General features: G+C 58.7%; 21 protein-coding genes and 1 other RNA gene. 13 read left to right on the top strand and 9 right to left on the bottom strand.

Going from position 1 to position 24,320, the window contains the following annotated elements; translation table 11 throughout:
• Nucleotides 1-8: 8 nt before the first annotated feature.
• Together oadA and ACJO3M_RS17520 are read right to left on the bottom strand one after the other, a co-directional pair.
• The gene (gene oadA / locus ACJO3M_RS17525) at nucleotides 9-1,814 is read right to left on the bottom strand and encodes a sodium-extruding oxaloacetate decarboxylase subunit alpha (protein ID WP_407002678.1); all 1,806 of its coding nucleotides are present in this window, start codon (nucleotides 1,812-1,814) and stop codon (nucleotides 9-11) included.
• Nucleotides 1,815-1,833: 19 nt separating this feature from the next.
• Complete coding sequence (locus ACJO3M_RS17520) at nucleotides 1,834-3,249, bottom strand: acetyl-CoA carboxylase biotin carboxylase subunit (RefSeq protein WP_407002677.1); 1,416 nt, start codon at nucleotides 3,247-3,249, stop codon at nucleotides 1,834-1,836.
• Between the two features lie 134 nt (nucleotides 3,250-3,383).
• On the opposite strand from ACJO3M_RS17520, the gene ACJO3M_RS17515 reads away from it, so the two are divergent.
• Nucleotides 3,384-4,343 carry a LysR family transcriptional regulator gene (locus ACJO3M_RS17515; RefSeq protein WP_407002676.1) on the top strand — a complete coding sequence of 320 codons (960 nt, stop codon included), beginning with the start codon at nucleotides 3,384-3,386 and terminating at the stop codon, nucleotides 4,341-4,343.
• Between the two features lie 38 nt (nucleotides 4,344-4,381).
• Here the strand turns inward: ACJO3M_RS17515 and ACJO3M_RS17510 are convergent, their stop codons facing one another.
• From ACJO3M_RS17510 to smpB, 4 genes are all read right to left on the bottom strand, one after another.
• On the bottom strand, nucleotides 4,382-4,978 hold the full coding sequence (locus ACJO3M_RS17510) for an exopolysaccharide biosynthesis protein (protein WP_407002675.1): 597 nt from the start codon (nucleotides 4,976-4,978) through the stop codon (nucleotides 4,382-4,384).
• 235 nt (nucleotides 4,979-5,213) lie between these two features.
• Nucleotides 5,214-5,578, bottom strand: a transfer-messenger RNA (tmRNA) gene (gene ssrA / locus ACJO3M_RS17505).
• A gap of 84 nt (nucleotides 5,579-5,662) precedes the next feature.
• On the bottom strand, nucleotides 5,663-7,084 hold the full coding sequence (locus ACJO3M_RS17500; RefSeq protein WP_407002674.1) for a wax ester/triacylglycerol synthase family O-acyltransferase: 1,422 nt from the start codon (nucleotides 7,082-7,084) through the stop codon (nucleotides 5,663-5,665).
• 150 nt (nucleotides 7,085-7,234) lie between these two features.
• Nucleotides 7,235-7,714, bottom strand: a complete 480-nt coding sequence (gene smpB, locus ACJO3M_RS17495; RefSeq protein ID WP_406987614.1) for an SsrA-binding protein SmpB — start codon at nucleotides 7,712-7,714, stop codon at nucleotides 7,235-7,237.
• A gap of 180 nt (nucleotides 7,715-7,894) precedes the next feature.
• On the opposite strand from smpB, the gene ACJO3M_RS17490 reads away from it, so the two are divergent.
• The 3 genes from ACJO3M_RS17490 (at nucleotide 7,895) to ACJO3M_RS17480 (ending at nucleotide 10,311) form a co-directional block, all read left to right on the top strand.
• Nucleotides 7,895-9,514 carry a sodium-dependent transporter gene (locus tag ACJO3M_RS17490; protein ID WP_407002673.1) on the top strand — a complete coding sequence of 540 codons (1,620 nt, stop codon included), beginning with the start codon at nucleotides 7,895-7,897 and terminating at the stop codon, nucleotides 9,512-9,514.
• Between the two features lie 72 nt (nucleotides 9,515-9,586).
• Entirely contained in the window at nucleotides 9,587-10,033 is a 447-nt protein-coding gene (locus tag ACJO3M_RS17485) for a type II toxin-antitoxin system RatA family toxin (protein ID WP_407002672.1), read from the top strand.
• Complete coding sequence (locus tag ACJO3M_RS17480) at nucleotides 10,030-10,311, top strand: RnfH family protein (protein WP_407002671.1); 282 nt, start codon at nucleotides 10,030-10,032, stop codon at nucleotides 10,309-10,311. The genes ACJO3M_RS17485 and ACJO3M_RS17480 overlap by 4 nt, the downstream gene beginning before the upstream one ends.
• A 6-nt stretch (nucleotides 10,312-10,317) precedes the next feature.
• On the opposite strand, the gene ACJO3M_RS17475 is transcribed toward ACJO3M_RS17480, so the two are convergent.
• On the bottom strand, nucleotides 10,318-10,644 hold the full coding sequence (locus ACJO3M_RS17475) for an outer membrane protein assembly factor BamE (RefSeq protein WP_406987610.1): 327 nt from the start codon (nucleotides 10,642-10,644) through the stop codon (nucleotides 10,318-10,320).
• Between the two features lie 122 nt (nucleotides 10,645-10,766).
• On the opposite strand from ACJO3M_RS17475, the gene fur reads away from it, so the two are divergent.
• Complete coding sequence (fur, locus tag ACJO3M_RS17470) at nucleotides 10,767-11,177, top strand: ferric iron uptake transcriptional regulator (protein WP_407002670.1); 411 nt, start codon at nucleotides 10,767-10,769, stop codon at nucleotides 11,175-11,177.
• Between the two features lie 96 nt (nucleotides 11,178-11,273).
• Here the strand turns inward: fur and recN are convergent, their stop codons facing one another.
• Complete coding sequence (gene recN, locus ACJO3M_RS17465; protein ID WP_407002669.1) at nucleotides 11,274-12,953, bottom strand: DNA repair protein RecN; 1,680 nt, start codon at nucleotides 12,951-12,953, stop codon at nucleotides 11,274-11,276.
• 241 nt (nucleotides 12,954-13,194) lie between these two features.
• On the opposite strand from recN, the gene grpE reads away from it, so the two are divergent.
• The 7 genes from grpE to greA all read left to right on the top strand — a co-directional run bounded on the left by grpE (nucleotide 13,195) and on the right by greA (nucleotide 23,034).
• Nucleotides 13,195-13,788: a nucleotide exchange factor GrpE gene (gene grpE, locus ACJO3M_RS17460; protein WP_407002668.1), complete on the top strand. Its 594-nt coding sequence runs from the start codon at nucleotides 13,195-13,197 to the stop codon at nucleotides 13,786-13,788.
• Between the two features lie 141 nt (nucleotides 13,789-13,929).
• The gene (gene dnaK / locus ACJO3M_RS17455; RefSeq protein WP_407002667.1) at nucleotides 13,930-15,855 is read left to right on the top strand and encodes a molecular chaperone DnaK; all 1,926 of its coding nucleotides are present in this window, start codon (nucleotides 13,930-13,932) and stop codon (nucleotides 15,853-15,855) included.
• 79 nt (nucleotides 15,856-15,934) lie between these two features.
• Nucleotides 15,935-17,059: a molecular chaperone DnaJ gene (gene dnaJ, locus ACJO3M_RS17450; RefSeq protein ID WP_407002666.1), complete on the top strand. Its 1,125-nt coding sequence runs from the start codon at nucleotides 15,935-15,937 to the stop codon at nucleotides 17,057-17,059.
• 11 nt (nucleotides 17,060-17,070) lie between these two features.
• Nucleotides 17,071-17,871: a 4-hydroxy-tetrahydrodipicolinate reductase gene (gene dapB / locus ACJO3M_RS17445; protein ID WP_407002665.1), complete on the top strand. Its 801-nt coding sequence runs from the start codon at nucleotides 17,071-17,073 to the stop codon at nucleotides 17,869-17,871.
• Nucleotides 17,872-18,112: 241 nt separating this feature from the next.
• Complete coding sequence (carA, locus tag ACJO3M_RS17440; protein ID WP_407002664.1) at nucleotides 18,113-19,237, top strand: glutamine-hydrolyzing carbamoyl-phosphate synthase small subunit; 1,125 nt, start codon at nucleotides 18,113-18,115, stop codon at nucleotides 19,235-19,237.
• Nucleotides 19,238-19,334: 97 nt separating this feature from the next.
• On the top strand, nucleotides 19,335-22,550 hold the full coding sequence (carB, locus tag ACJO3M_RS17435) for a carbamoyl-phosphate synthase large subunit (RefSeq protein WP_407002663.1): 3,216 nt from the start codon (nucleotides 19,335-19,337) through the stop codon (nucleotides 22,548-22,550).
• A gap of 4 nt (nucleotides 22,551-22,554) precedes the next feature.
• Nucleotides 22,555-23,034 carry a transcription elongation factor GreA gene (greA, locus tag ACJO3M_RS17430; RefSeq protein WP_407002662.1) on the top strand — a complete coding sequence of 160 codons (480 nt, stop codon included), beginning with the start codon at nucleotides 22,555-22,557 and terminating at the stop codon, nucleotides 23,032-23,034.
• A 66-nt stretch (nucleotides 23,035-23,100) separates the two neighbouring features.
• Here greA and yhbY read toward each other — a convergent pair whose 3' ends face one another.
• On the bottom strand, nucleotides 23,101-23,412 hold the full coding sequence (yhbY, locus tag ACJO3M_RS17425) for a ribosome assembly RNA-binding protein YhbY (protein ID WP_407002661.1): 312 nt from the start codon (nucleotides 23,410-23,412) through the stop codon (nucleotides 23,101-23,103).
• A 168-nt stretch (nucleotides 23,413-23,580) separates the two neighbouring features.
• Here yhbY and rlmE point away from each other — a divergent pair, with 168 nt between their 5' ends.
• Nucleotides 23,581-24,201: a 23S rRNA (uridine(2552)-2'-O)-methyltransferase RlmE gene (gene rlmE / locus ACJO3M_RS17420; RefSeq protein ID WP_297790788.1), complete on the top strand. Its 621-nt coding sequence runs from the start codon at nucleotides 23,581-23,583 to the stop codon at nucleotides 24,199-24,201.
• The last annotated feature ends 119 nt before the right edge of the window (nucleotides 24,202-24,320 follow it).

Raw genomic sequence — 24,320 nt, 5'->3', positions numbered from 1 at the left:
TCCCCCTATCAGCCAATCTCGATCAAGATTTCACCAGGGGTGACGCGGTCACCCTTGGCCACATGAATTGCCTGTACCGTGCCATCGACGCTGGAATTGACCTCGCTTTCCATCTTCATGGCTTCTGTGACCAGTACCGCCTGACCAGCGGTGACCGTATCACCTTCCTTCACCAGCACATCCACGATATTGCCGGGCATGGTGGTGGTGACATGACCCGGCTCAGTTGCCCGTTTACGGCCGCTGCCGCCCTCGGCGACGTATTCATTCAGGGATTCGAATACCACCTCTTCGGGCATGCCGTCCAGGGACAGGTACAGCTTGCGCTTGCCGGCGCCGGAAGCGCCTACCCCGGTAACCGCCACTTCGTACGTCTCGCCGTGTACATCAATGCGGAACTCAGTGGCGACCGCCGTGCCCATGCGGTCCTTGCCTTTTTGTTCCGCAGGCAGCAATTCTTCCGGTTTCAGGGTGCCGTCCTGACGCTGTTGCAGGAACTCGCGCCCAAGGTCCGGGAACATGGCATAGGTAAGCACATCTTCTTCGCACTTCGCCAGACTACCAATGTCCTCTCGCAATTTATTCAGCTCGGGACTAAGCAGATCGGCCGGGCGCCCCTCGTTGACGGATTCATTCCCGATCGCCTTCTTCTGGATGTCAGCATTCACCGCCGCCGGTGGCTGACCATAGCCGCCTTGCAGGTAGCGTTTGACCTCGTTGGTGATGGTCTTGTAGCGCTGACCTGCCAGTACATTGTAGACCGCCTGGGTACCAACAATCTGCGAAGTGGGTGTGACCAGTGGTGGGAACCCAAGGTCTTCCCGCACCCGTGGGATTTCATCGAACACATCGCGAATGCGGTCCAGGGCGTTCTGTTCCTTGAGCTGGTTGGCCAGGTTGGACATCATACCGCCCGGCACCTGGTTAATCTGCACCGAGACGTCCTCGCGGGTGAACTCGCTCTCGAACTGGTGGTACTTCTTGCGCACGTCCCGGAAGTAATCGGCGATCTCACTTAACAGCACCAGGTCCAGGCCGGTGTCGTATTCGGTGCCTTTCAGCGCTGCCACCTGTGACTCAGTCGCCGGATGGCTGGTGCCGGAGGCAAAGGACGAAATGGCGGTGTCGATGCGGTCGGCTCCGGCCTCAACGGCCTTGAGTTGGCACAGCGGGGCCAGGCCGGAAGTGGCGTGGCTGTGCACCACCAGTGGCAGATCCACCTCCGCCTTGATGGCTTGCACGAGATCGTAGGTGGCGTAGGGCGTCAGCAGGCCAGCCATGTCCTTGATGGCAATGGAGTCCGCGCCCATGGCTTGCATGTCTTTCGCCTGCTGCACGAACAGGGCCGGGGTGTGGACCGGGCTGGTGGTGTAGCAGATGGTGCCCTGGGCGTGCTTGCCGGCTTTTTTCACCGCCTTCATGGCAGTTTCGATATTGCGCAGGTCATTCAGGGCGTCGAACACCCGGAACACGTCGATGCCGTTGTCCGCCGCTTTCTGCACAAACGCTTCCACCACATCGTCGGCATAATGACGGTAGCCCAGCAGGTTCTGCCCCCGCAGCAGCATTTGCAGGCGAGTATTGGGCAGTGCCTCGCGCAGTTGCCGCAGCCGTTCCCAGGGGTCTTCCTTGAGGAAGCGGACGCAGGCATCAAAGGTGGCACCACCCCAGACTTCCAGCGACCAGTAGCCCACCTGATCGAGTTTGTCGCAGATCGGCAGCATGTCTTCGGTGCGCATACGGGTGGCGATCAGCGACTGGTGCGCGTCACGCAGGATGACATCAGTGACTTCAATTTTTTTCACGTTGCTCATATCTCGTTCCTCCTGCGGATTACCAGCCGGCATGGGCGGCGATGGTGGCAGCGATGGTCAGCGCAATTTCAGCGGGGTCGCGCTTGGTTGAATAGTTCAGCAATTCCGGGTGGCTGGGCACAAAACTGGTGTCAAAGGTGCCGTCCCGGAAGTCCGGATGGTCCAGAATCTGCTGATAGTAAGCGGCCGTGGTCTTGATGCCGTGCAGGCGCATGTCGTCCAGGGCGCGTTTGCCGCGGGCGATCACTTCTTCCCAGGTCAGCGCCCAAACCACCAGCTTCAGACACATGGAGTCGTAGTAGGGCGGAATCTCATAACCGGTGTAGATGGCCGTATCCACACGCACGCCCGGCCCACCTGGGGCGTAGTAGTGAGTAATGCGACCGAAGCTGGGCAGGAAATCGTTCTTCGGGTCCTCGGCGTTGATCCGGAACTGCAGGGCATAGCCACGGTACTGGATATCCTCCTGGCGATAGCTCAGCGGTAGGCCGGAGGCAATCCGTAGCTGTTCGCGGACAATGTCCACGCCGGTGATGGCCTCGGTGATGGTGTGCTCCACCTGCACCCGGGTGTTCATTTCCATAAAGTAGACTTCATTGCCTGACAGCAGGAATTCCACGGTGCCGGCGTTTTCATAGCCCACCGCCGTGGCCGCCCGCACGGCCAGGTTACCAATGTAGTCCCGAAGCTCCGGGGTCAACTGGGGGCTGGGGGCAATCTCAATCAACTTCTGGTTGCGGCGCTGGATCGAACAATCCCGCTCGAACAGGTGTACGGCGTTCCCCTGGCTGTCGGCGAGCACCTGCACCTCGATATGGCGAGGGTTGACGATGCATTTTTCCATGAACACTTCGGCGGAGCCGAACGCCTTGGTCGCTTCGGAGATGACGCGGGGATACTGAGTCTTCAACTCTTCCGGGGTATCACAGCGACGGATACCACGGCCGCCGCCGCCCGAGGTAGCCTTGACCATCACCGGATAGCCGATGTCGTTGGCCAGTTGCAGGGCCTCCTCGAGACTGTCTAGGTTGCCTTCCGATCCCGGAGTAATGGGAACGCCTGCGGCGCGCATGCTGTCCCGGGCCTGGGTTTTGTCACCCATTTTGTGGATTACCCCTGATTTGGGGCCGATAAAGGTCACTCCTTTCTGCTCACACAGGCGGGCGAATTCCGCGTTCTCGGACAGGAAGCCATAGCCCGGGTGGATGGCGTCACAGCCGGTTTCAACCGCCAGGTTGACGATGCGCGCGGGGTCCAGGTAACCCGCCAGTGGATCCTCGCCCAGGGAGAAGGCTTCGTCGGCTCGCTTGACGTGCAACCCGTAGCGGTCGGGGTCGGTGTAGATGGCGACCGAGCGAATGCCCATCTCGGCACAGGCGCGCACGATGCGGACAGCGATCTCGCCCCGGTTGGCAATCAGAACTTTCTTCAACATGGGAGATTCCTCATCAAGTCGTCCCGAATGAAGGTCGAAGAAAGAGTAGCGAATAGGTGTTAGCAGTAAAAATTGATATTATTTTGCTTATATATAAGTAATGCCTTATAGATCTGGAGAGGGCTCTAGTACTCATGCCGTTAAGTGTCCAAAAACTGGCCAGCCGCCTGACCTTCCGGCAGCTTCAGGTATTCAAGGCAGTTTACGATCTGCACAGTTACAGCAAGGCGGGCGAGCTGCTGGGTCTGACCCAGCCGGCAGTCAGCAGCCAGGTGCGCCACCTGGAGCAGGCTCTGGGCATGCCCCTGTTCGAGTATGTGGGGCGACGGCTGTACTGCACCGCCGCCGGGGAGGAGATGGCGCGCTGCGTCAAAGCGATCTTTGGCGAACTGGTACGGATCCAGACCAACCTCGCCGCCATGCAGGGCCAGGTCGCCGGGGAGCTCAAACTGGTGGCGGTCAATACTGCCCAGTATGTCGTGCCGTACCTGTTAAGGGCTTTCCTGAACCTGAATCCCCAGGTCAGCGTTTCGGTGACGGTGGTGAATCGGGCAGCGGCCCTGCAGCGATTGAACGACAATCGCGACGACCTGGCCATCATGGGCATGGTGCCCAGCGAACGACCGTTGGCCTCCCTGCCGTTTCTCGACAACGAACTGGTTCCGGTAGCACCTCACGGACACCCCTTGCTTGATCAGAGTGAGGTAAGTGCCCAGGAATTCCTCGACAGCGAACTGTTGGTGAGGGAGGCAGGGTCCGGCAGCCGGCTGGCTCTGGAGCTGCACTGTCAGCACCACCGCTTGCGAGTGAGTCCCAGCATGGAGCTTGGCTCTAATGACGCGGTGAAGCATGCCGTTCTGGCCGGGTTGGGCGTCGCGGTGTTGCCCAAGCTGAGCATCCTGTCGGAATTGGCCCTTGGAAGCCTGCATGTTGTTGACCTGGCGGGCTTTCCCCTTCGCAGGAGCTGGTGCGTGGTCTACCCGCAGGCCAAGCATACAACGCCAGCCATGCGGGCGTTTATCGATTACATTCAGCAGAACATTTCTCAGTTTGAGAAGTTCTTTTCGCGGAGGAGTTCTTCGCTTTTAGGCTAATCAGAAGCGGGTGGATAGTGACAAAGTGCTCTGCCTGCCTACAGGATCAAATTGCTGGCAATAAACCAGAGAGTCAGCCCGGTGATTGTTGTCGCGATTAGCGCCACTAGTCCGTCCCGGGCGACAATCGCCAACCCGAAGGCCGTCAGTGCTGCACCGCCGCCATTGGCGCTGAAAGGGACCAATTCCATAGCGGGCATGGCCAGTGCCACCGCTATGCAGATCACTGCCATCACATAGAATCCCGGGCCATTCACTAAGCATGTGAGCCGGGGTTTGGTTACACGATCCAGAAACCGCGCCGGCTTCTGCAGCCAGTCCACGCCCTTCACCAGTTTGCCCCTGGGTACCTGCCGCCCGGAAATCCAGCTTGGCAGCCAGATCGAATGTCGCTGGAACAACAGTTGCCCCAATGTTAATACCACCACAAGGCCTAGCAGCGTAGGCACCCCGGGAATGTCCCCGATCAGCGGCGCCAGTGTGATCAGCCCGGCCAGCAACACCACCGGCCCGAACGACCGCTCCCCGACCGCCTCCAGAATCTCCGCCACCGACACCTGCTCCACGCCTTCGCCGGAGGCCCGGATACGGTCAAGGAGTTGCTTCATGGTGGTGGGGTCGTTGCCATCCTTCATAGTCAGAGTATCTCGCTTGCTGCTGATTCGGATGCTGATGATCTGCCTGGGAAACTAAAAATTACCATCCCGGTGCCTCGGAAGACAGTATCATTCTCCATCGGCATCGCGGGAGGTGAAGGGCCTGGAATTAGCTTGAGTGCACGGAACGCGGATGGGGCGCTACTTTGTGTGGAAGTGTGGTTGGTTCTGGCATAAAAAAAGCCCCTGAAATCAGGGGCTTTCTCGGAGAGTTTGGTGGAGACGGCGGGAATTGAACCCGCGTCCGCCAGTACTCAGCCTTGAGGTCTACATGTTTAGCGTCTCTCTATTGATTTAAGTTCAAGCGACCCGAGAGCCAGGGTGCAAGAACCGAGTTCTTTAGATCTTAGCCGTTAGCCAGTGAACTCTGGATAACGGAGCATCCCGTAAGCGATGACGTCCTGAGATGTTGCTTCCGGGCTACGGGCGACCCGGTCAGGACGACTAGCAGCTTACGCTGCTAGTGCGTAGTTTTCGTCGTTTGCGACTATTGCGTTGCAGCTTTGGATTAACGAGATTGGCTGCCATCTCGACATGCACCCAAGGGTTCGCCACCAGCGTCGAAGCCATGTCGTCCCCTTGCCCACAGTATATGTGGCCGGTTCCTTCAACTTCAAGGACTTCCTTGTTTAGTTTTTCCGCCAGCCCGGGGATTTGTACCTATCAGCTGGCCGTTTGCGCAGTTGCGTGCTCGTTTCGCTGGAGGGCGACGTCTCTCAACTCGGCAAAACTCTCGCGGAAATAGCCCATCACCGCGTTCGGGTCGGCGTTGATGGCCCGGTCGATGGTGATGCCGAACTGCACGGTGCCGGCGTAGCTGAAAATGCTCATGCCAATACCGATGTTGCCGCTTTGTGGCACCCAGAACATGGGCTGGACGAGTTTGGCGCCGGCCAGGTAGACCGCCTCTTTCGGGCCGGGCACGTTAGTGAGCACGGCGGAGGCCTTGTTGCTCAGCAGTGCCAGCGCCCGCCGCTCGAGGATATCGGGGCCGCGGCCAAACAGGTCCAGCAGGCTGTAGGTGACCTGGGCCTGGTAGGAACGTTTGAGGCGGTTCATGTTCTCCTGCACCTGGCGGAAGCGCATAAGCGGGCAGTTCACCTCCACCGGCAGGCACACCAGTACCAGCCCGAACTGGTTGCCGAGGGTCTCGATGGGCTGCGTCAGGGGGCGCAGGTTAAAGGGCACGGCAACGCGAATGCCGCACTCGGGGATGTGTTCCCCGATTTCCCGGAAGTGTCGTTGCAGCGCACCGGTAGCCGCACAAAGCAGTACGTCATTGGCGGTACCCCGCAACGCCCGGGCGCAGAGTTTGACTTCTGCAAGGCTCAGGGGCTCGGCCCAGGCCACCTGTTTGCGGCCACTCAGGGGCGGGCGTAAGCCGGTTTTGGGTTCGAACCGGGCGAATCCCAGTTTGACCAGGTCCATGGCAATGTTGCCTGCTGTCGTGGCCATCTTGACGGGGTAGCCCGGCTCCTTCCGCATGGAGTGCAGGAAGAGCTTGCCCTGTTCCAGGGCGGTCTGGCCGCTATCCAGCACGCGTTGGCTGAAACGCCGTAGACTGCTCTCCACTGAGTTGTCCGTCGATGGGTGAGTCGTAGCGATCCGGCTCAGTTTGGCTTCCGGTGTGTTGTCGGTCAGGGAGAGCAATACCCGCACCAGCGAAATGCCATCGGCAATGCAGTGGTGAATGCGGACGACCAGGGCGCAGCCGCCTTCGTAACCGTCAATGTAGTGGATATGCCAGAGGGGGCGTCGGTGATCCATGGCTGTGCTGGCCAGATCACTGGTCAGTGCCTGTAGTTCGCCCTGGCTGCCGTCGCCGGGCAGGGCGATGCGATGAATGTGGTTGTCGATATCGAACAATGGGTCGTCCTGCCAGTACACCCGCTCCCCCTCCTGGACAACGCGCTGGCGAAAGCGGCGAAAACACAGGAAGCGTTCGTGCAGGGTGCGTTTCAGGCGCTTGAGGGAGATCGGCTGATCAAAGATCAGGACCGTTGAAATCATCATCGGGTTTGCGGGACTGTCCATGCGCAGCCAGGATTTGTCCACGGCTGACATGGTGGTTTTACTCTGGGACATGAGGCCTCCGTTCAGGATGCAATCCATTTGCCGAACGGACAACTTCGCCACGGACCTGTGGCATATCGGCGATTGGACCCAAGAGTATAGGCCGATCGGGTGAAAGGTAAAAGTGAGTGCGGATGCGACACAGATTTGCCGCATCCGGAGTCAGATGTTGGCGTCGCGCAAGATGCGCTGCTTCTGGCGGTTCCAGTCGCGCTCTTTCTCGGTGGCGCGCTTGTCGAACAGCTTCTTGCCTTTCACCAGGGCGATTTCGCATTTCACCTTGTTCTGTTTCCAGTACAGGGCCAGGGGAATGCAGGTGTAGCCGCTCTGGTTGACCTTGCCAACAATCTTGGCGATTTCCTTGGCGTGCAGCAGTAGCTTACGGGTACGCGTAGGGTCCGCAATGACGTGAGTGGACGCGGTAATCAGCGGGGTAAAGTGCGAGCCCAGCAGCCACGCCTCGCCATTCTTGAGCAGCACGTAGGCGTCCGTCAGCTGTGCCTTGCCGGCACGCAGGGATTTCACTTCCCAGCCCAGGAGGGCCAGGCCTGCCTCGAAGCGCTCTTCGATGTGATATTCGTGTTTTGCCTTCTTGTTCAGAGCAATGGTACTGCTCTGGGGTCCGGTTTTCTTTTTGCTCATGAATCGATAATCCGGGTTCGGATAAAGAATTTGCCGGGAATAATACACGCCGGGAAAGCGCGCATTGTAGCCCAGGAGTGCCAGACCGGTCACGAAATCAGCGTGATAGACCCGGTTGGTAGTCGTAGCAGGGCGGAATCATCCGCTACAATGGGCGGTTCAACTCTGTCGGAATGCTGAATGCCTGCACCATACGAGACTCCCATCGGGTCCTGGACCCGTAAATCGACGTTTTTCTGGGCCGCAGTCGGTGCCACCGTGGGGCTTGCCAACCTGTGGCAGTTCCCATATCTGGCGGGCCAGCATGGCGGCGGGCTGTTCATCCTGCTGTACCTTGTCTGCCTGTTACTGGTGACGTTGCCGCTGATGGTGACCGAATCCGCCATGGGGCGCCACTCCCGGCACGGCATTGTGCTGGCGTTGGACGGCTACATACGCAGTGCGCGTTGCTCGCGCTGGTGGATGTATGCCGGGCGCCTCAGCATAATCGCAGCCTTCCTGGTGCTTTCCTATACCGCGGTGTTTGGCTCCATTGCACTGGCCTATGTGTTTTTTGGCGCGCTCGGGGTGTTCAGCGGAGCGGGGCAGGCGGAGGCGACCGCTGTGCTGGCGGACCTGGTATCGGATACCCGCGACTACAGAATGTTCATGGCGTGGCACCTGTTTTTTATGGTGCTGGTCGTCTGGGTGTCCATCCAGGGCGTGGTCAAAGGCCTGGAGCGTGTTTTTCGGGCATTGGTGCCGGCTTCCCTGCTGTTATTGCTGGCGCTGTTTGCCTTGGCCGGGTGGCATGGTCGTCTGGAGGGAGCGGTTACCACGGTTCTCGAGTTCCGGCCGGAAGACGTGGGTTTCGGCAGCCTCAAGGCGGCGCTGTTCCATGCTTTCTTTACGCTCGGGCTGGGTATGGGGGTGTGGTCCATCTTCGGCGCCTACACGCCGGTCGGGGTCAGGTTGAAGCGCTCGGTGCTGGCGGTGGTGTTGATGGATACCCTGATTGCCATTCTGGCTGGCGTGCTGATTTTCGCAACGGCGACGGTGGGCAGTAGCTTTGATGGCGAGCGCGGCTTCAGCCTGTTGTTTGTTTCCCTGCCGGTTGCGCTGGCCCCGTTACCGGGGAGCCAGTTCATTATTGCGGCGGCGTTCCTGCTGGTGGTGCTGGTGGTGTGGACAACCTCTCTGGCGTTGCTGGAGCCGGTGATTGGCTGGTTCCGGGAGTGGACTGGCTCGCCCCGTGGCTGGTCGGCCTTTATCATGGGTGCGCTGGTGTGGTTTGCCGGGCTGGGTACGTTGCTGTCTTTCAACATCTGGGCCGATGTCCAGCTTGCGGGGGGAACGCTGTTCCGCTGGCTGGAGCTGATCACTGGCGGGCTGTTGATTCCGTTGGTGGCAATCCTGATCGCGTTGTTCACCGGATGGTGCCTGACCCGTTCGCTGTCGTTCCGCATTCTGGGGAACACGCCCTGGTTGTTCAGCCGTAGCTGGTACTGGGTAATGCGCCTGGTGTTGCCGGTTGTGGTGGCATTTATCGGGATATCCTACACGCTGTTCTCGCTGGACAACCTGTGTGACAGCGGCGAGAAGGCAAGGTGGTGCCGTCAGCTCAGCCCCGTGGTTGCCACCCCTGGCAAAGCGCCGGACACCAAGAGCCAGCAAGCCGATGCCCCGCAGCAGAGTGAGCCTGCACAGCCGGCCTCCAGCAGCGGTGAGGCGCGTCCCGCCAGGCACGACGACGATGCCGGGGGTGATCAGTTCCCCGAAAAAGCCCCAAAACAGGACAATATCCTTTATCATAGCGTCTGAATACGGCTGCCGCGTGACAGCGTCCGGGGCAGCGATTTCAAAGCATGATTGATAGCAGGACAACCGGTTCCAATGCCTCATCAGATCGACAAGACAGCCCTGGTCATGCACTCCGCCGAGCGCATGTTCCATCTGGTCAACGACATTGCCCGTTACCCCGAGTTTCTGCCCTGGTGTGCCGGTGCGGAGATCCATGACCGGGACGAAGAGCAGATTACCGCCTCCCTGGACGTAGCCAAGGGTGGTATTCGCCAGCGTCTGACCACCCGTAACCAGCTGTTCCATCCGGACACCATCGAAATGAGCCTGGTGGATGGGCCGTTTCGTGATCTCACCGGTCGCTGGCATTTCAGGGCGTTGGATGACAATGCCTGCAAGGTGATTCTGACGTTGGAGTTTGAATTCTCCGGGTCGCTGTCCCGCATGACGTTTGGCCCGGTGTTCAGTCAGGCCGCCAACACCATGGTGGATGCGTTCTGCCGGCGTGCGGATATGGTCTATGCAGGAGTGGTGGAATGATTCGTGTGGAGGTCGCCTATGCCCGCCCGGACAAACAGGAGATCATCAGCCTGGAGGTGCCGGATGGAACCACCGCGCTGGAAGCTGTCAAACAGTCAGGCATCGTGGCGGTCTTCCCTGAGGTTGATCCTGAAAGCAATGACATGGGAATCTTTGGAAAGGCCATCAAGTCACCCGCCGCACATGAGCTGCGGGAGGGCGACCGGGTTGAGCTGTACCGGCCGCTGAAGATTGATCCCAAGCAGGCCCGGCTCAACCGGGCGAAGAAGAAATCCTGAACGGCCTTAGTAGGCCGGTGTTTCTTCCAGTAACTGTGCTTCGTAGTGGGTGTACTGGTCATTGTCGTAATAGACGATGACGCGTTGCTCTTCGATGTCACCGCCGCGGCGCTGGAAGGTGTAGATGTAGTACTCCCGGGAAGGATCAACCGGGTTGACCATCAGGGGGTTGCCCAGGACAGATTGCACCTGGCTGCGGGACATGCCTTCAGTCAGTGATGTCAGCTCCTCGTCGGTCAGGATGTTGCCTTGCTGGACGTTGATCTTGTAAACGCCGGGAAAAGCACAACCAGACAGGATGAGAGTGAGAATGAGAGCTGTGAGCTTTTGCATCGCCGGGGGAAATCCTCTATCTTGAAATCGCCTGCCAAGGGCAGGTGTGACACGGTCTAACCGTATAAATGCGGCTTCATCATACCGGAAGCCGTGGGGCACACCAACGAGTGAATAGTAACATGTCATCTGAAAACGCCGAATTACGAAAAGTCGGTCTGAAAGTTACTCTGCCGAGAGTAAAGATTTTCAACATTCTGGAAAACTCCGAGGAACACCACCTCAGCGCAGAGGATGTGTACAAGAAGCTTCTGGAGCAAGGGGATGACGTGGGTCTGGCGACCGTTTACCGGGTTCTGACCCAGTTTGAGGCCGCCGGACTGGTGCTTCGCCACAACTTTGAAGGTGGGCACGCAGTGTTCGAAATGGCCGGTGATGATCACCACGACCATATGGTTTGCACGCAAACCGGTGAGGTCATTGAGTTCTGCGATCCCATTATCGAAGAACGCCAGAAGAAAATTGCTGAAGAGCGTGGCTTTGAGATCATTGATCACAGCCTGATTCTCTACGTCAAGCCGATCGGCAAGTAACTTTCTTTCCGTAATCGCAATAACCGAACAAAAAAGGGGCGGGTGTTAACCCGCCCTAATAGCTCTCAGGGTCGAGAGGGGAATGTGCTCTGTCGCTCAGTGGTGGGTTGCCTGCCCCTTGGTGAACATTTCTTTGGCATGGGCAATGGTGTGCTCAGTCATGTCGACACCGCCAAGCATTCTTGCCACTTCGCTGATCCGTCCGTGATCGTCCAGTGTTTCAATTTTCGAGAAGGTCGCGTCCTGTTCGGTAAACTTGCTGACGAACAGGTGCTGATGGCATTGGGCTGCAACTTGTGGCAAATGGGTTACGCACATGACCTGGCCATCGTTGCCCAGGGTTCTCAGCAACCGCCCGACCACTTCCGCCGTGCCACCGCCGATGCCAACATCCACTTCGTCAAAGACCAGGGTAGGTGTGGTTGAGGTTTGCGCGACCACTACCTGAATGGCCAGGCTGATGCGTGACAGTTCGCCGCCGGAGGCGACTTTGGCCAGCGGGCGTGCCGGTTGGCCCGGATTGGCGCTGACCAGGAACTCCACGTCTTCGAGTCCGTGGGGGGCAGGCTCACCGGCATCGTTGCGGTTCAAGTGGGTGACAAACTGCACGGCCGGCATGCTGAGTTGTGCCAGTTCCTCGGCGATCCTCTGGTCGAGGTTGGCGGCCGCCTGCTGGCGAGCCTCCGATAGCTGGCCGGCCAGTTCGTTGAAGCGGTTGCGCTGGCCTTCCAGCTCGACTTCCAGCTGCTCAACGCTGCCTTCGCCGTCATCCAGGGAGGCCAGTTCGGCGCTCAGGCGCTGGTGCAGTTCCGGAAGTTCTTCCGGTGTGATGCGGTGCTTTCTGGCCATCTGGTAGATGGCGCTCAGGCGCTCTTCCACCTCGGTCAGCCGTGCCGGGTCGGCCTCGTAATCCTCGACAAAGCGGCGCAGGTTGTCCCCGGCTTCGCTGATCTGGATCTGTGCCTCATTCAGCATCTGAATGGTGTCCGCCAGAGCGGGCACTTCGGTGGGCAGGTGTTCCAGTTGCTGCAGCGCCTGGCGAACCAGATCTGCAGCGCTATTGTCTTCTTCCGTGCAGAGCAGGGCGGCCTGCTGGCTGTTCTGAAGTACGGTGTCGGCGTGGCTCAGTTGTTCCTGTTCCTGCTCCAGGCTTTCCTGTTCGCCTTCTTCCAGCGCCATGCGGTCCAGTTCCTCCACCTGATAGCGGAGCAACTGCAGCCGGGCTTCGGCCTCGTCGGCGTTTTGCTGGCGTTCGGTCAGGCGCTGGCGGGTCTTGTTCCAGGTCTTCCAGGCATCGCGGGTATCGGCCGCGAGGGTTTCCACACCGGCGTATTCATCCAGCAGTTTGCGATGGGTTTCCTTGCGAAGCAGGGACTGGTGCTGGTGCTGGCTGTGGATATCCATCAGCAGGCTGCCCAGGTCTTTCAGGTGCGCCAGGGGGCAGGGCTGGCCATTGATGTAAGCCCGTGAACGTCCGTCCTTGCTGATCACCCGTCGCAGGATACAGTCATGTTCGTCGTCCAGCTCGTGCTGCTCCAGCCAGTTCCGGGCCTCGTCGATGCGGGACACATCGAAGGAGGCGGTGATGTCGGCCCGCTTCGCACCGTGGCGCACGGCGCCTGCATCGGCGCGCCCGCCCATCGCCAGCCCCAGGGCGTCCAGTACAATGGACTTGCCGGCGCCGGTTTCCCCGGTCAGGGCGGTCATGCCCTTACTGAACTGAAGTTCGACCCTTTCTGCGATGGCGTAATTGGAAACGGTGAGCTGTGTGAGCATGCTGGTGACCTCCGCTCTGGAAAATACTGTGGTTACATACAGTGACTGTGAATATATACAGGGTTTTTCCAGTTTGCAAATTCAGAGGTGTGAAATTGCGCATAAATGCATTCGTTAAGGTTGAAACCGACGCAACGGGCCCCATATTCGTTCGCAACCCTCTTTAATCCGGCCCGGCGTGGCCGGATGACATGTATAACCGACCGTGTTTGCGGTCGCGGATGAATGACCAGGAGTAGCCATGAGTGCTGACGAGAATCGTAACGAGCAGGTTGAGGAAGAGCTGAAAGCTGCCGAGGCCGAAGCGGCGGAAGACGCTGAAGGTGATTCAGCTGGCGAGCCCTCTGAAACCGAAGCCTTGCAGGCTCAGGTTAAGGAGTATCAGGAGCAGGCGCTGCGGGCCCAGGCTGAAATGCAGAACGTTCGTCGCCGTGCCGAGCTGGATGTGGAGAAAGCCCACAAATTTGCGCTGGAAAAGTTCGTGAAGGAACTGCTCCCGGTTGCAGACAGTCTGGAAAAGGCGGTTGAGAGCATAGAAGGTCAGGAAGCCTCTGGTGAGTTGGTGGCGTCTATCCGCGAAGGCGTGGAAATGACTTTGAATCTGTTCATGAATAGCCTCGGGAAATTCAACGTGGAGCAGGTCAACCCGGTCGGCGAGCCGTTCGACCCACAACTTCACGAAGCCATGTCCATGGTGCCGGCGCCGGACGCCGAGCCGAACAGCGTCGTTGCGGTTGTGCAAAAGGGGTACACCCTGAACGAGCGCCTGGTTCGGCCCGCGATGGTGGTGGTGGCCAAGGCCGAGGACGCACCAAAAATCGATGAACAGGCTTGAAAAGTGAATTAAGGCGCCAATATAGGCAGTAAACAGGCGGCGCCGGAATGAATTGCCGGGGCTGACAGCCCGAAACAGTTTTGGCTGACATCGGATTGGCGATGTCGCAATCGGATCGAACAAACGAATTGGAGTGAATCAATGAGCAAGATTATTGGTATCGACCTGGGAACCACGAACTCCTGTGTTGCCATCATGGATGGTGACAAGGTCAAGGTTATCGAGAACGCTGAGGGTGATCGCACCACCCCGTCGATCATCGCGTACACCGAAGACGGTGAGACCCTGGTAGGTCAGTCTGCCAAGCGTCAGGCGGTCACCAACCCGAACAACACCCTGTACGCCATCAAGCGTCTGATCGGTCGTCGTTTTGAAGACGATGTGGTTCAGAAAGATATCAAGATGGTGCCCTACAAGATCACCAAGGCTGACAATGGCGATGCCTGGGTGGAAGTAAAGGGTGAAAAGATGGCGCCCCCGCAGGTGTCTGCGGAAGTCATCAAGAAGATGAAGAAGACCGCCGAGGACTACCTGGGCGAGAAAGTGACTGAAGCGGTTATCACCGTACCGGCCTACTTCAACGACAGCCAGCGTCAGGCCACCAAGGACGCCGGCAAGATCGCCGGTCTGGACGTGAAGCGGATCATCAACGAGCCGACCGCTGCGGCCCTGGCCTATGGCCTGGACAAGAAGAGCGGTGACCGTACCGTGGCTGTGTACGACCTGGGTGGTGGTACCTTCGATATTTCCATCATCGAGATTGCCGACGTGGACGGTGAGCACCAGTTCGAAGTGCTGGCCACCAACGGTGACACCTTCCTGGGTGGTGAAGACTTCGACATGAAGCTGATCGAATACCTTGCCGATCAGTTCAAGAAAGACAGCGGTATCGACCTGCGCGGCGACTCGCTGGCCATGCAGCGCCTGAAAGAGGCCGCCGAGAAAGCCAAGATCGAGCTGTCCAGCAGCCAGCAGACCGACGTCAACCTGCCGTACGTAACGGCGGACGCCAGCGGTCCCAAGCACATGAACGTAAAGGTCACCCGTGCCAAGCTGGAATCCCTGGTGGAAGAGCTGATCGAGCGCAGTCTCGCGCCGTGCCGCACCGCGCTGGACGATTCCGGTGTCAAGGTTGGCGAAATCGACGAGGTGATCCTGGTTGGTGGTCAGACCCGCATGCCGCTGGTTCAGGAAAAGGTGAAGAACTTCTTCGGTAAGGAAGCCCGTAAGGACGTTAACCCGGATGAAGCCGTTGCCATGGGTGCTGCTATCCAGGCTGCCGTGCTGTCCGGTGATGTGAAAGATGTTCTGCTGCTGGACGTGACGCCGCTGACCCTGGGTATTGAAACCATGGGCGGTGTGGCTACACCGTTGATCGACAAGAACACCACCATCCCGACCAAGAAGTCGCAGACCTTCTCCACCGCGGATGACAACCAGACTGCAGTGACCATCCACGTGGTTCAGGGTGAGCGCAAGCAGGCGCAGCAGAACAAGTCCCTGGGTCGTTTCGACCTGGCCGACATTCCGCCGGCGCCGCGCGGTGTGCCGCAGATCGAAGTAACCTTCGATATCGACGCCAACGGTATCCTGAACGTGTCCGCGAAGGACAAGGCGACCGGTAAAGAGCAGTCCATCGTGATCAAGGCCTCTTCCGGTCTGAACGATGACGAAATCGAGAAGATGGTGCGCGATGCCGAGGCCAACGCCGAGGAAGACCGCAAGTTCGAAGAGCTGGTGCAGGTTCGTAACCAGGGTGACGCGATGGTGCACGCTGTTCGCAAGACCCTGACCGATGCCGGTGACAAGGTCAGCGACAGTGAGAAAGAGTCCATCGAGGCCTCTATCAAGGAGCTGGAAGAAGCACTGGCCGGTTCCGATAAAGAGGACATTGAGGCCAAGACCCAGAAGCTGACGGAAGTGTCTTCCGAGCTGGCTCAGAAAATGTACGCAGATCAGGCTGATCAGGCGCAGCAGGCTGGCGGGGAAGAAGGTGCCCAGGCCCAGTCTTCTGACGACGCAGTCGACGCTGAGTTCGAAGAAGTCAAAGACGACGACAAGCGGTAAATTCTGACGTACATCAGGCAGTTGGAAAACGCGGGGGTTCTCCCGCGTTTTCCGCGTTTTAAAAACAGGGTTTTAAAGCATGGCCAAGCGCGATTATTACGAAATTCTCGGGATTTCCCGGGATGCGGACGAGAAGGAAGTCAAGCGGGCTTACCGCAAGCTCGCAATGAAGTATCACCCCGACCGTAACCCGGACGACACTGACGCCGAGAACAAGTTCAAAGAGGCCAGCGAAGCCTACGAAATACTGGCGGACCAATCCAAACGGGCCGCCTATGACCAGTTCGGTCACGCGGGCGTTGATGGCCAGGCCGGCGGTGGATTCGGAGGCGGCGGCGCCAGCTTCTCCGATATCTTTGGTGACGTATTCGGGGATATCTTCGGTGGCGGAGGCCGTGGCCGCAATACCCGTGGCTCCGACCTTCGTTACACCCTGGAGCTGGATCTGGAAGAAGCGGTCAAAGGCAAGACCGTCCAGATCCGCATCCCGGGCCACAGAGAGTGCGATACCTGCGATGGCAGCGGTGCGGAAAAAGGTTCCCGCCCGGAAGCTTGTGGCACCTGTAACGGTATGGGGCAGGTTCGCATGCAGCAGGGTTTCTTCACGGTGCAGCAGGCGTGTCCCACTTGTCGTGGTTCGGGCCAGGTCATCAAGAACCCCTGTAAGGCCTGTCATGGTCAGGGCAGGGTGCAGGAAGAGAAGACCCTTTCCGTCAAGGTTCCGCCCGGCGTGGATACCGGCGACCGCATTCGCCTCTCTGGCGAAGGTGAAATGGGCATTGATGGTGGTCCCCCTGGCGACCTGTATGTGCAAATTGCCGTTCGCGAGCACTCCATCTTCACCCGTGATGGCCGCAACCTGTATTGCGAAGTGCCCATCAGCATCGTGGATGCTACCCTCGGTGGAGAGCTGGAAGTGCCGACGCTGGATGGCCGCGTGAAGCTCAAGATTCCGCCGGAAACCCAGACCGGAAAACTTTTCCGTCTGCGCAACAAGGGCGTCAGCCCGGTTCGTGGCGGTCCGGCAGGTGATTTGCTCTGCCGCGCGATCGTGGAAACCCCGGTCAACCTGACCAAGCGTCAGCAAGAGCTGCTGGAAGAATTTCAGCAAACTCTGGACGGCACCAACGGCACTCATCATGCTCCGAAGAAAACCTCCTGGTTTGAGGGTGTGAAAAGTTTCTTTGATGAAATGAAATTCTGAGGACAGATGACATGAGGGTAGCAATCATCGGCGCCGCCGGGCGCATGGGCAAGGTTCTGATCGAAGCCGTTGAGGGCACCGAAGGCCTGGAGCTCGGCGCAGCCGTCGTCGAGCCGGGCAGCTCGCTGATCGGTGCGGATGCCGGAGAACTGAGTGGCATTGGCAAAACCGGCGTGACCCTGGCTGGCAGTCTGGCGGACGTGAAGGGCGACTTTGATGTGCTTGTCGACTTCACCTTCCCGGACCTGACCCTGGAAAATGCCGAGTTCTGCAAAGCCAACGGCAAGATGATCGTGATCGGCACCACCGGTATGACGGATGCTGAAAAAGAGCAGCTGGCCGTGGTTGCCGAGTCCACTCCCGTGGTGTTTGCGCCCAACATGAGTGTTGGTGTCAACGTGGCCCTCAACCTGCTGCGCACCGCCGCGGCAGCGCTGGGTGATGACTACGACGTGGAAATCATCGAAGCCCACCACCGCCACAAGAAAGATGCGCCGTCAGGCACGGCGCTGCGTATGGGCGAAGTGGTTGCCGATGCCCTCGGCCGTGACCTGAAGGAATGCGCGGTGTATGGCCGCGAAGGCTTTACCGGCGAGCGCACCCGCAAGGAGATTGGCTTTGAAACCATCCGCGCCGGCGATGTGGTCGGTGATCATACTGTCTTGTTTGCCACCGAAGGTGAGCGTATCGAGGTAACCCACAAGGCCAGCAGTCGCATGACCTTTGCCAAGGGTGCCATGCGGGCGGCGTTGTGGCTGCAGGGCAAGCCGGCAGGGCTTTATGATATGCAGGATGTTTTGGGGTTGAAGTGAGGATTGGGTTGTCGGATTACGAGGCAGATTTCAGATGGACATAAAGCGCCATATTTTTTACAATAAGGCGGTTTAACTGCACCAAGCGTAGCTTTGAAAATGTCAGGGAACCGAAAACGTTCCCGGGGAAACAAAAAAGCGGGACGGAGTTGAGACTCCCTCTCGCTTTTTTGCGACCTGAATTTGCGCTTGCGTTCCTGTTCGTGACGAACTTATACGCCACTCGATGAGGATACAAGCCTTGAGCACACCTGCAATCCTTGCACTCGCAGACGGAAGCCTGTTTTACGGCACCGCCATTGGCGCTGAGGGAGAAACCAGCGGCGAAGTGGTGTTTAACACCGCCATGACCGGTTACCAGGAAATCCTGACCGATCCGTCCTATTCTCGCCAGATTGTCACACTGACCTACCCGCACATCGGCAGCACCGGTGTGAACGAAGAAGACGTAGAGTCAGACCGCGTCCAGGCCGCGGGCCTGATCATCCGTGATCTTCCCCTGATCGCGAGCAACTGGCGCAGCACCGGCACCCTCGACGAGTACCTGCGAACAAACAATATCGTGGGCATTGCAGACATCGATACCCGCCGTCTGACCCGGATCCTCCGCGACAAGGGCTCCCAGAACGGCGCGGTAGTGGCCGGTGAAGGTGCGACCGCTGATCGGGCGCTGGAGCTGGCTAACGCCTTCCCGGGCCTGAAAGGCATGGACCTGGCGAAAGAAGTCACCTCCGGCAAAACCTGGACCTGGAGCCAGAGCGAATGGACTCTGGGAGAAGGTTACGGTGAGCGCACTGAATCCCGCTTCAAAGTGGTGGCATGGGACTATGGCGTCAAACTGAACATCCTGCGCATGCTGGCGGCGCGAGGCTGTGACATCACCGTGGTACCGGCGCAGACTCCGGCCTCCGAAGTGTTGGCGATGAATCCGGACGGCATTTTTCTGTCCAACGGCCCCGGTGATCCCGAGCCCTGCGACTACGCCATCACCGCGATCCGCGAAGTGCTGGAAACCGAGATTCCGGTCTTCGGTATCTGCCTTGGCCATCAGTTGCTGGCCCTGGCCAGCGGCGCCCGGTCGATCAAGATGGGGCATGGCCACCACGGTGCCAACCACCCGGTCCAGAACCTGAAAGACGGCACGGTGATGATCACCAGCCAGAACCACGGGTTCGCCGTGGATGAGGCCAGCCTGCCGGAGAACCTGGAGGCGACCCATAAATCCCTGTTTGACGATTCCCTGCAGGGCATTCGCCGTACCGACAAGCCGGCCTTCAGCTTCCAGGGCCATCCGGAAGCCAGCCCCGGCCCCCATGACGTGGCGCCGCTGTTTGATGAATTTATCCGGTTGATGGAAGCCCGATAAGCTTCCGGGTTTGTTCCCGGTTAACGCTTCCTGAGTGAAACGGGCGCCGCAAATTGCGATGCAAGAATTTTTAAGTTGCTGACAGGTTTACCAAGAGATGCCAAAACGTACCGACATTAAAAGTATTCTGATCCTGGGCGCCGGCCCCATTGTGATCGGTCAGGCGTGCGAGTTTGACTACTCCGGAGCCCAGGCCTGCAAGGCCCTGCGGGAAGAGGGTTACCGGGTCATCCTGGTTAACTCCAACCCGGCAACGATCATGACCGATCCGGTAATGGCCGATGCCACCTATATCGAGCCGATTACCTGGAAGACCGTCGAAAAGATCATCGAGAAGGAAAAGCCGGATGCTCTTCTGCCCACCATGGGTGGCCAGACCGCGCTGAACTGTGCGCTGGATCTGGAGAAGCACGGCGTGCTGGAAAAGCACGGCGTGGAGATGATCGGCGCCAACGCTGACACCATCGACAAGGCCGAAGACCGCGACCGCTTCGATAAGGCCATGAAGAAGATCGGTCTGGAGTGTCCGCGCGCCACCATCGCCCATTCCATGGCGGAAGCCTGGGAAGTGGCTGATGATATCGGTTTTCCGTGCATTATCCGTCCGTCCTTCACCATGGGTGGCTCCGGCGGCGGCATCGCCTACAACCGCGATGAGTTCGAGGAAATCTGTACCCGTGGTCTGGATCTGTCCCCGACCAACGAGCTGCTGATCGACGAGTCACTGATCGGCTGGAAAGAATACGAGATGGAAGTTGTCCGCGACAAGAACGACAACTGCATCATCGTCTGTGCCATCGAGAACTTCGATGCCATGGGGGTACACACCGGTGACTCCATCACCGTGGCGCCGGCCCAGACCCTGACCGACAAGGAATACCAGATCATGCGGAACGCCTCGCTGGCGGTACTGCGTGAAATCGGTGTGGAAACCGGCGGGTCCAACGTGCAGTTCGGTATCAACCCGGATACCGGCCGCATGGTGGTGATCGAGATGAACCCGCGGGTGTCCCGTTCGTCCGCACTGGCATCGAAAGCCACCGGCTTCCCGATTGCCAAGGTCGCGGCCAAGCTGGCCATTGGTTACACCCTGGACGAGCTGCGCAATGAAATCACCGGTGGCGTCACGCCAGCGTCCTTCGAGCCCAGCATCGACTATGTGGTCACCAAGATTCCGCGGTTCACCTTCGAGAAGTTCCCCCAGGCCGACGCGCGCCTGACCACCCAGATGAAGTCTGTGGGCGAGGTCATGGCGATTGGTCGCACCTTCCAAGAGTCCCTGCAGAAAGCCATGCGTGGCCTGGAGGTAGGCTCTGAAGGTTTTGAGGAGAAAGTGGATTGTGCGACGACCGACGGACAGGAAACCCTGACGCAGGAGCTGAATGTGCCTGGCGCGGAGCGTCTCTGGTACATCGGCGACGCTTTCCGGTGCGGTATGACGGTCGAGGACGTATTCAACAATACCCACGTCGACCCCTGGTATCTGGTACAGATTGAAGACCTGATCCGCGAAGAGCAGGCGCTGAAATCCGCCGGCAAGGCCGATATCGACCGCGATACTCTGTTCCGCCTCAAGCGCAAGGGCTTCTCCGATGCCCGTCTGGCCAAGCTGCTGGGCATTTCCGAGGTCAGCCTGCGCAAGCTGCGCCACGATCTCAATATCCGCCCGGTCTACAAGCGGGTGGATACCTGTGCCGCCGAGTTCGCGTCTGATACCGCCTATATGTACTCCACCTATGAGGAAGAGTGCGAGGCGGACGCCTCCGATCGCGATAAAATCGTGGTCATTGGCGGCGGGCCGAACCGTATTGGTCAGGGTATCGAGTTTGATTACTGTTGTGTTCACGCGGCCCTGGCCATGCGTGAAGATGGCTATGAAACCATCATGATCAACTGTAACCCGGAGACGGTGTCAACGGATTACGACACCTCTGATCGCCTGTATTTCGAACCGATCACCCTGGAAGACGTGCTGGAAATCATCAACGTCGAGAAGCCCAGGGGTGTGATCGTCCAGTACGGCGGGCAGACGCCGCTGAAACTGGCCCGCGGTCTGGAAGCGGCTGGCGTGCCGATCATCGGCACCAGCCCGGATGCCATTGACCGCGCCGAGGACCGTGAGCGTTTCCAACAGATGATTGGTCGCCTTGGGCTGTTGCAGCCCGAGAACGCCACCGTGCGCAGCCACGAGGAAGGTATCCTGGCAGCCCGTGAAATTGGCTATCCGCTGGTGGTGCGTCCGTCCTACGTGCTGGGTGGCCGGGCGATGGAAATCGTCTATGACGAGGACGAGCTGGTGCGCTATATGCGCAGTGCGGTTCTGGTTTCCAATGACAGCCCGGTACTGCTGGATCACTTCCTGAATGCCGCCATTGAGGTGGATATTGATGCCATCTCCGACGGCAAGGAAGTGGTGATTGGCGGTATCATGCAGCACATTGAGCAGGCCGGGGTTCACTCCGGTGATTCCGCTTGTTCGCTGCCGCCGTATACCCTGCCAAAAGACGTGCAGGACGAAATGCGCGAAGCCGTCCGCAAGATGGCAATTGAGCTTGATGTTGTGGGTCTGATGAACGTCCAGCTGGCCTGGCAGGACGGCAAGATCTACGTGATCGAGGTCAACCCGCGGGCGTCCCGCACCGTGCCGTTCGTGTCCAAGGCGATTGGTGTGTCATTGGCGAAAGTGGCCGCACGGGTCATGGCTGGTAAATCCCTGGCGGAACTTGGCTTTACTCAGGAGATTGTGCCGACCTATTACGCCGTGAAGGAATCCGTGTTCCCGTTCAATAAATTCCCGGCGGTGGACCCGATCCTCGGCCCGGAAATGAAATCGACCGGTGAAGTGATGGGTATCGGTGACAGCTTTGACGAAGCGTTCGCCAAGGCTGCGCTGGCGATTGGCGAGCGCCTGCCGGACCAGGGTACTGCCTTTATGTCCGTGCGGGATGTGGACAAGCCCGGAGCTGCCGAGGTTGCACAGGATCTGGTGGATGCCGGCTTCAAGCTCATTGCTACCACTGGTACCGCAAAAGCCCTGAAAGAGGCGGGTATCGAGGTCGAGCGGGTGAACAAGGTCCGTGAAGGCCGTCCGCATATTGTGGATGCCATCAAGAACGGCAAGGTTCAACTGATCATTAACACCACCGAAGGGCGCAAGGCCATTTCCGACTCGGCGCAGATTCGCCAGTCCGCCTTGCAGTCCAAGGTAACCTATACAACGACTCTGGCGGGTGGCGAAGCATTCTGTCGGGCCATCAAGTTTGGCCCCGAGCGCACCGTTCGCCGCCTTCAGGATCTACACGCAGGAAAGTAAGATTATGGCTGACAGAGTACCCATGACAAAGGCGGGTGAAACCCGCCTCCGCGAGGAGCTTCAGAAGCTGAAGTCCGAAGATCGCCCGAGGGTGATTGCTGCCATCTCCGATGCCCGTGAGCATGGCGATCTTAAGGAAAACGCGGAATACCACGCTGCCCGGGAGCAGCAGAGCTTTATCGAGGGTCGGATCCAGGAGATTGAGGGCAAGTTGTCCGCGGCCCAGGTAATTGACGTCAACACCATCGAGAATACCGGTAAGGTGATCTTCGGCGTGACGGTGCATTTGCTGAATGTCGACACCGACGAGCAGGTGGTTTACCAGATCTGTGGCGAAGACGAAGCCGATATCAAGGCTGGCAAGATCTCGATCTCCTCACCGATTGCGCGGGCGCTGATTGGTAAGAGCGAGGGTGACGTTGTCGCCATTCGCGTGCCGTCTGGCACTGTGGAGTATGAAATCGAGGACGTAGAGCACATCTGAGGCTCCATCCATGAAAAAAGCCGGCAGCGAGTGTTCGTTGCCGGCTTTTTTGTTGCTTCCGTGTGCTCAGCTTTTGTTGCGAAGCAGGTTGGACAGCTTGGGGTTGGGCTTTTTGGCGCGGCGCAGGATGACCGCGATCTTGCCAATGGTCTGGACCAGTTCGGCTCCGGAGTCCTTGCACAGTTGGGTAATGGCTTCCTGGCGTACTTCCCGGTCGGGGCTGGCAATCTTGACCTTGATCAGCTCGTGGTCGTTCAGGGCTCGCTCAAGCTCTTCCTGGAGCCCCTCGGACAGGCCTTTGTCGCCAACGATGATGACGGGCTTCAGGTTGTGGGCGATGCCCCGGTACTCCCGGCGCTGTTCCGGTGAAAGGCTCATGATGTAATCTCTTAATGGATGCAATTAACAAAACGTCAGCGGCGTAATGGCCGCCAAAATCGTATAATCGGCGGATTGTAACAGATCGGAACGGCGGAGAAATGACCATTACCACGTACCAGGACGTTCCGTTGCGCATCTGCTGCTGTTTTATTCCGGAGGTTTGTTTTGGCCCGTTCAAAAACCAGTGATCGCTGGCTCAAGGAACATTTCGATGATGTCTGGGTCAAAAAGTCCCAGGAAGATGGCTATCGTTCCCGTGCCAGCTATAAGCTGATTGAGCTGGACGACAAGGACCGGCTGTTCCGACCTGGTCAGGTCGTTGTGGACCTGGGTGCAGCCCCGGGTGGCTGGTCCCAGGTGGCGATGGAGCGTGTCGGGGATAAGGGTATTGTGGTGGCCAGCGATATTTTGCCGATGAATCCGATCGCCGGTGTGGACTTTGTCCAGGGCGATTTCACCGAGGATTCGGTGCTGGAAGAATTGTTGGGAATTCTGGGAGATCGAAAGGCAGACGTTGTAATTTCCGATATGGCGCCCAATATGAGTGGTATGGCTGCCGTTGATATTCCCAGGGCCATGGGGTTGGTTGAGCTGGCATTGGATATGGCTCAACAGGTGCTTCGGCCCGGGGGAGTGTTTGTGGCCAAGGTGTTTCAGGGCGAGGGTTTTGATGCGCTGCTGGCTGATATGCGGAAGAGCTTTAATACGGTTGTAAGTCGCAAGCCCGATTCCTCCAGGGCAAGATCCCGGGAGATCTATCAGGTCTGCAAGGGCTTCAGAGGCTGATTCGTGAAGTCTCGTTGGCCCGGGTGTCCGGTGAACTCTGTGGCTGATACGGATGGGCTGATTGTGGTGGAGCGGCGTACAATTGGTGTAAGGTGTTCAAAAAGGTTTCCCTGAAGACG

Source organism: Marinobacter alkalisoli (genome assembly GCF_045449795.1).
GTDB lineage: Bacteria > Pseudomonadota > Gammaproteobacteria > Pseudomonadales > Oleiphilaceae > Marinobacter.
This window is presented reverse-complemented; position numbering and strand designations above follow the sequence as displayed.

Excerpts from the sequence above, each read along its gene's own strand:
- oadA (WP_407002678.1), bottom strand. The coding sequence starts at position 1,814 with ATGAGCAACGTGAAAAAAATTGAAGTCACTGATGTCATCCTGCGTGAC.
- ACJO3M_RS17520 (WP_407002677.1), bottom strand. The coding sequence starts at position 3,249 with ATGTTGAAGAAAGTTCTGATTGCCAACCGGGGCGAGATCGCTGTCCGC.
- ACJO3M_RS17515 (WP_407002676.1), top strand. The coding sequence starts at position 3,384 with ATGCCGTTAAGTGTCCAAAAACTGGCCAGCCGCCTGACCTTCCGGCAG.
- ACJO3M_RS17510 (WP_407002675.1), bottom strand. The coding sequence starts at position 4,978 with ATGAAGGATGGCAACGACCCCACCACCATGAAGCAACTCCTTGACCGT.
- ACJO3M_RS17500 (WP_407002674.1), bottom strand. The coding sequence starts at position 7,084 with ATGTCCCAGAGTAAAACCACCATGTCAGCCGTGGACAAATCCTGGCTG.
- smpB (WP_406987614.1), bottom strand. The coding sequence starts at position 7,714 with ATGAGCAAAAAGAAAACCGGACCCCAGAGCAGTACCATTGCTCTGAAC.
- ACJO3M_RS17490 (WP_407002673.1), top strand. The coding sequence starts at position 7,895 with ATGCCTGCACCATACGAGACTCCCATCGGGTCCTGGACCCGTAAATCG.
- ACJO3M_RS17485 (WP_407002672.1), top strand. The coding sequence starts at position 9,587 with ATGCCTCATCAGATCGACAAGACAGCCCTGGTCATGCACTCCGCCGAG.
- ACJO3M_RS17480 (WP_407002671.1), top strand. The coding sequence starts at position 10,030 with ATGATTCGTGTGGAGGTCGCCTATGCCCGCCCGGACAAACAGGAGATC.
- ACJO3M_RS17475 (WP_406987610.1), bottom strand. The coding sequence starts at position 10,644 with ATGCAAAAGCTCACAGCTCTCATTCTCACTCTCATCCTGTCTGGTTGT.
- fur (WP_407002670.1), top strand. The coding sequence starts at position 10,767 with ATGTCATCTGAAAACGCCGAATTACGAAAAGTCGGTCTGAAAGTTACT.
- recN (WP_407002669.1), bottom strand. The coding sequence starts at position 12,953 with ATGCTCACACAGCTCACCGTTTCCAATTACGCCATCGCAGAAAGGGTC.
- grpE (WP_407002668.1), top strand. The coding sequence starts at position 13,195 with ATGAGTGCTGACGAGAATCGTAACGAGCAGGTTGAGGAAGAGCTGAAA.
- dnaK (WP_407002667.1), top strand. The coding sequence starts at position 13,930 with ATGAGCAAGATTATTGGTATCGACCTGGGAACCACGAACTCCTGTGTT.
- dnaJ (WP_407002666.1), top strand. The coding sequence starts at position 15,935 with ATGGCCAAGCGCGATTATTACGAAATTCTCGGGATTTCCCGGGATGCG.
- dapB (WP_407002665.1), top strand. The coding sequence starts at position 17,071 with ATGAGGGTAGCAATCATCGGCGCCGCCGGGCGCATGGGCAAGGTTCTG.
- carB (WP_407002663.1), top strand. The coding sequence starts at position 19,335 with ATGCCAAAACGTACCGACATTAAAAGTATTCTGATCCTGGGCGCCGGC.
- greA (WP_407002662.1), top strand. The coding sequence starts at position 22,555 with ATGGCTGACAGAGTACCCATGACAAAGGCGGGTGAAACCCGCCTCCGC.
- yhbY (WP_407002661.1), bottom strand. The coding sequence starts at position 23,412 with ATGAGCCTTTCACCGGAACAGCGCCGGGAGTACCGGGGCATCGCCCAC.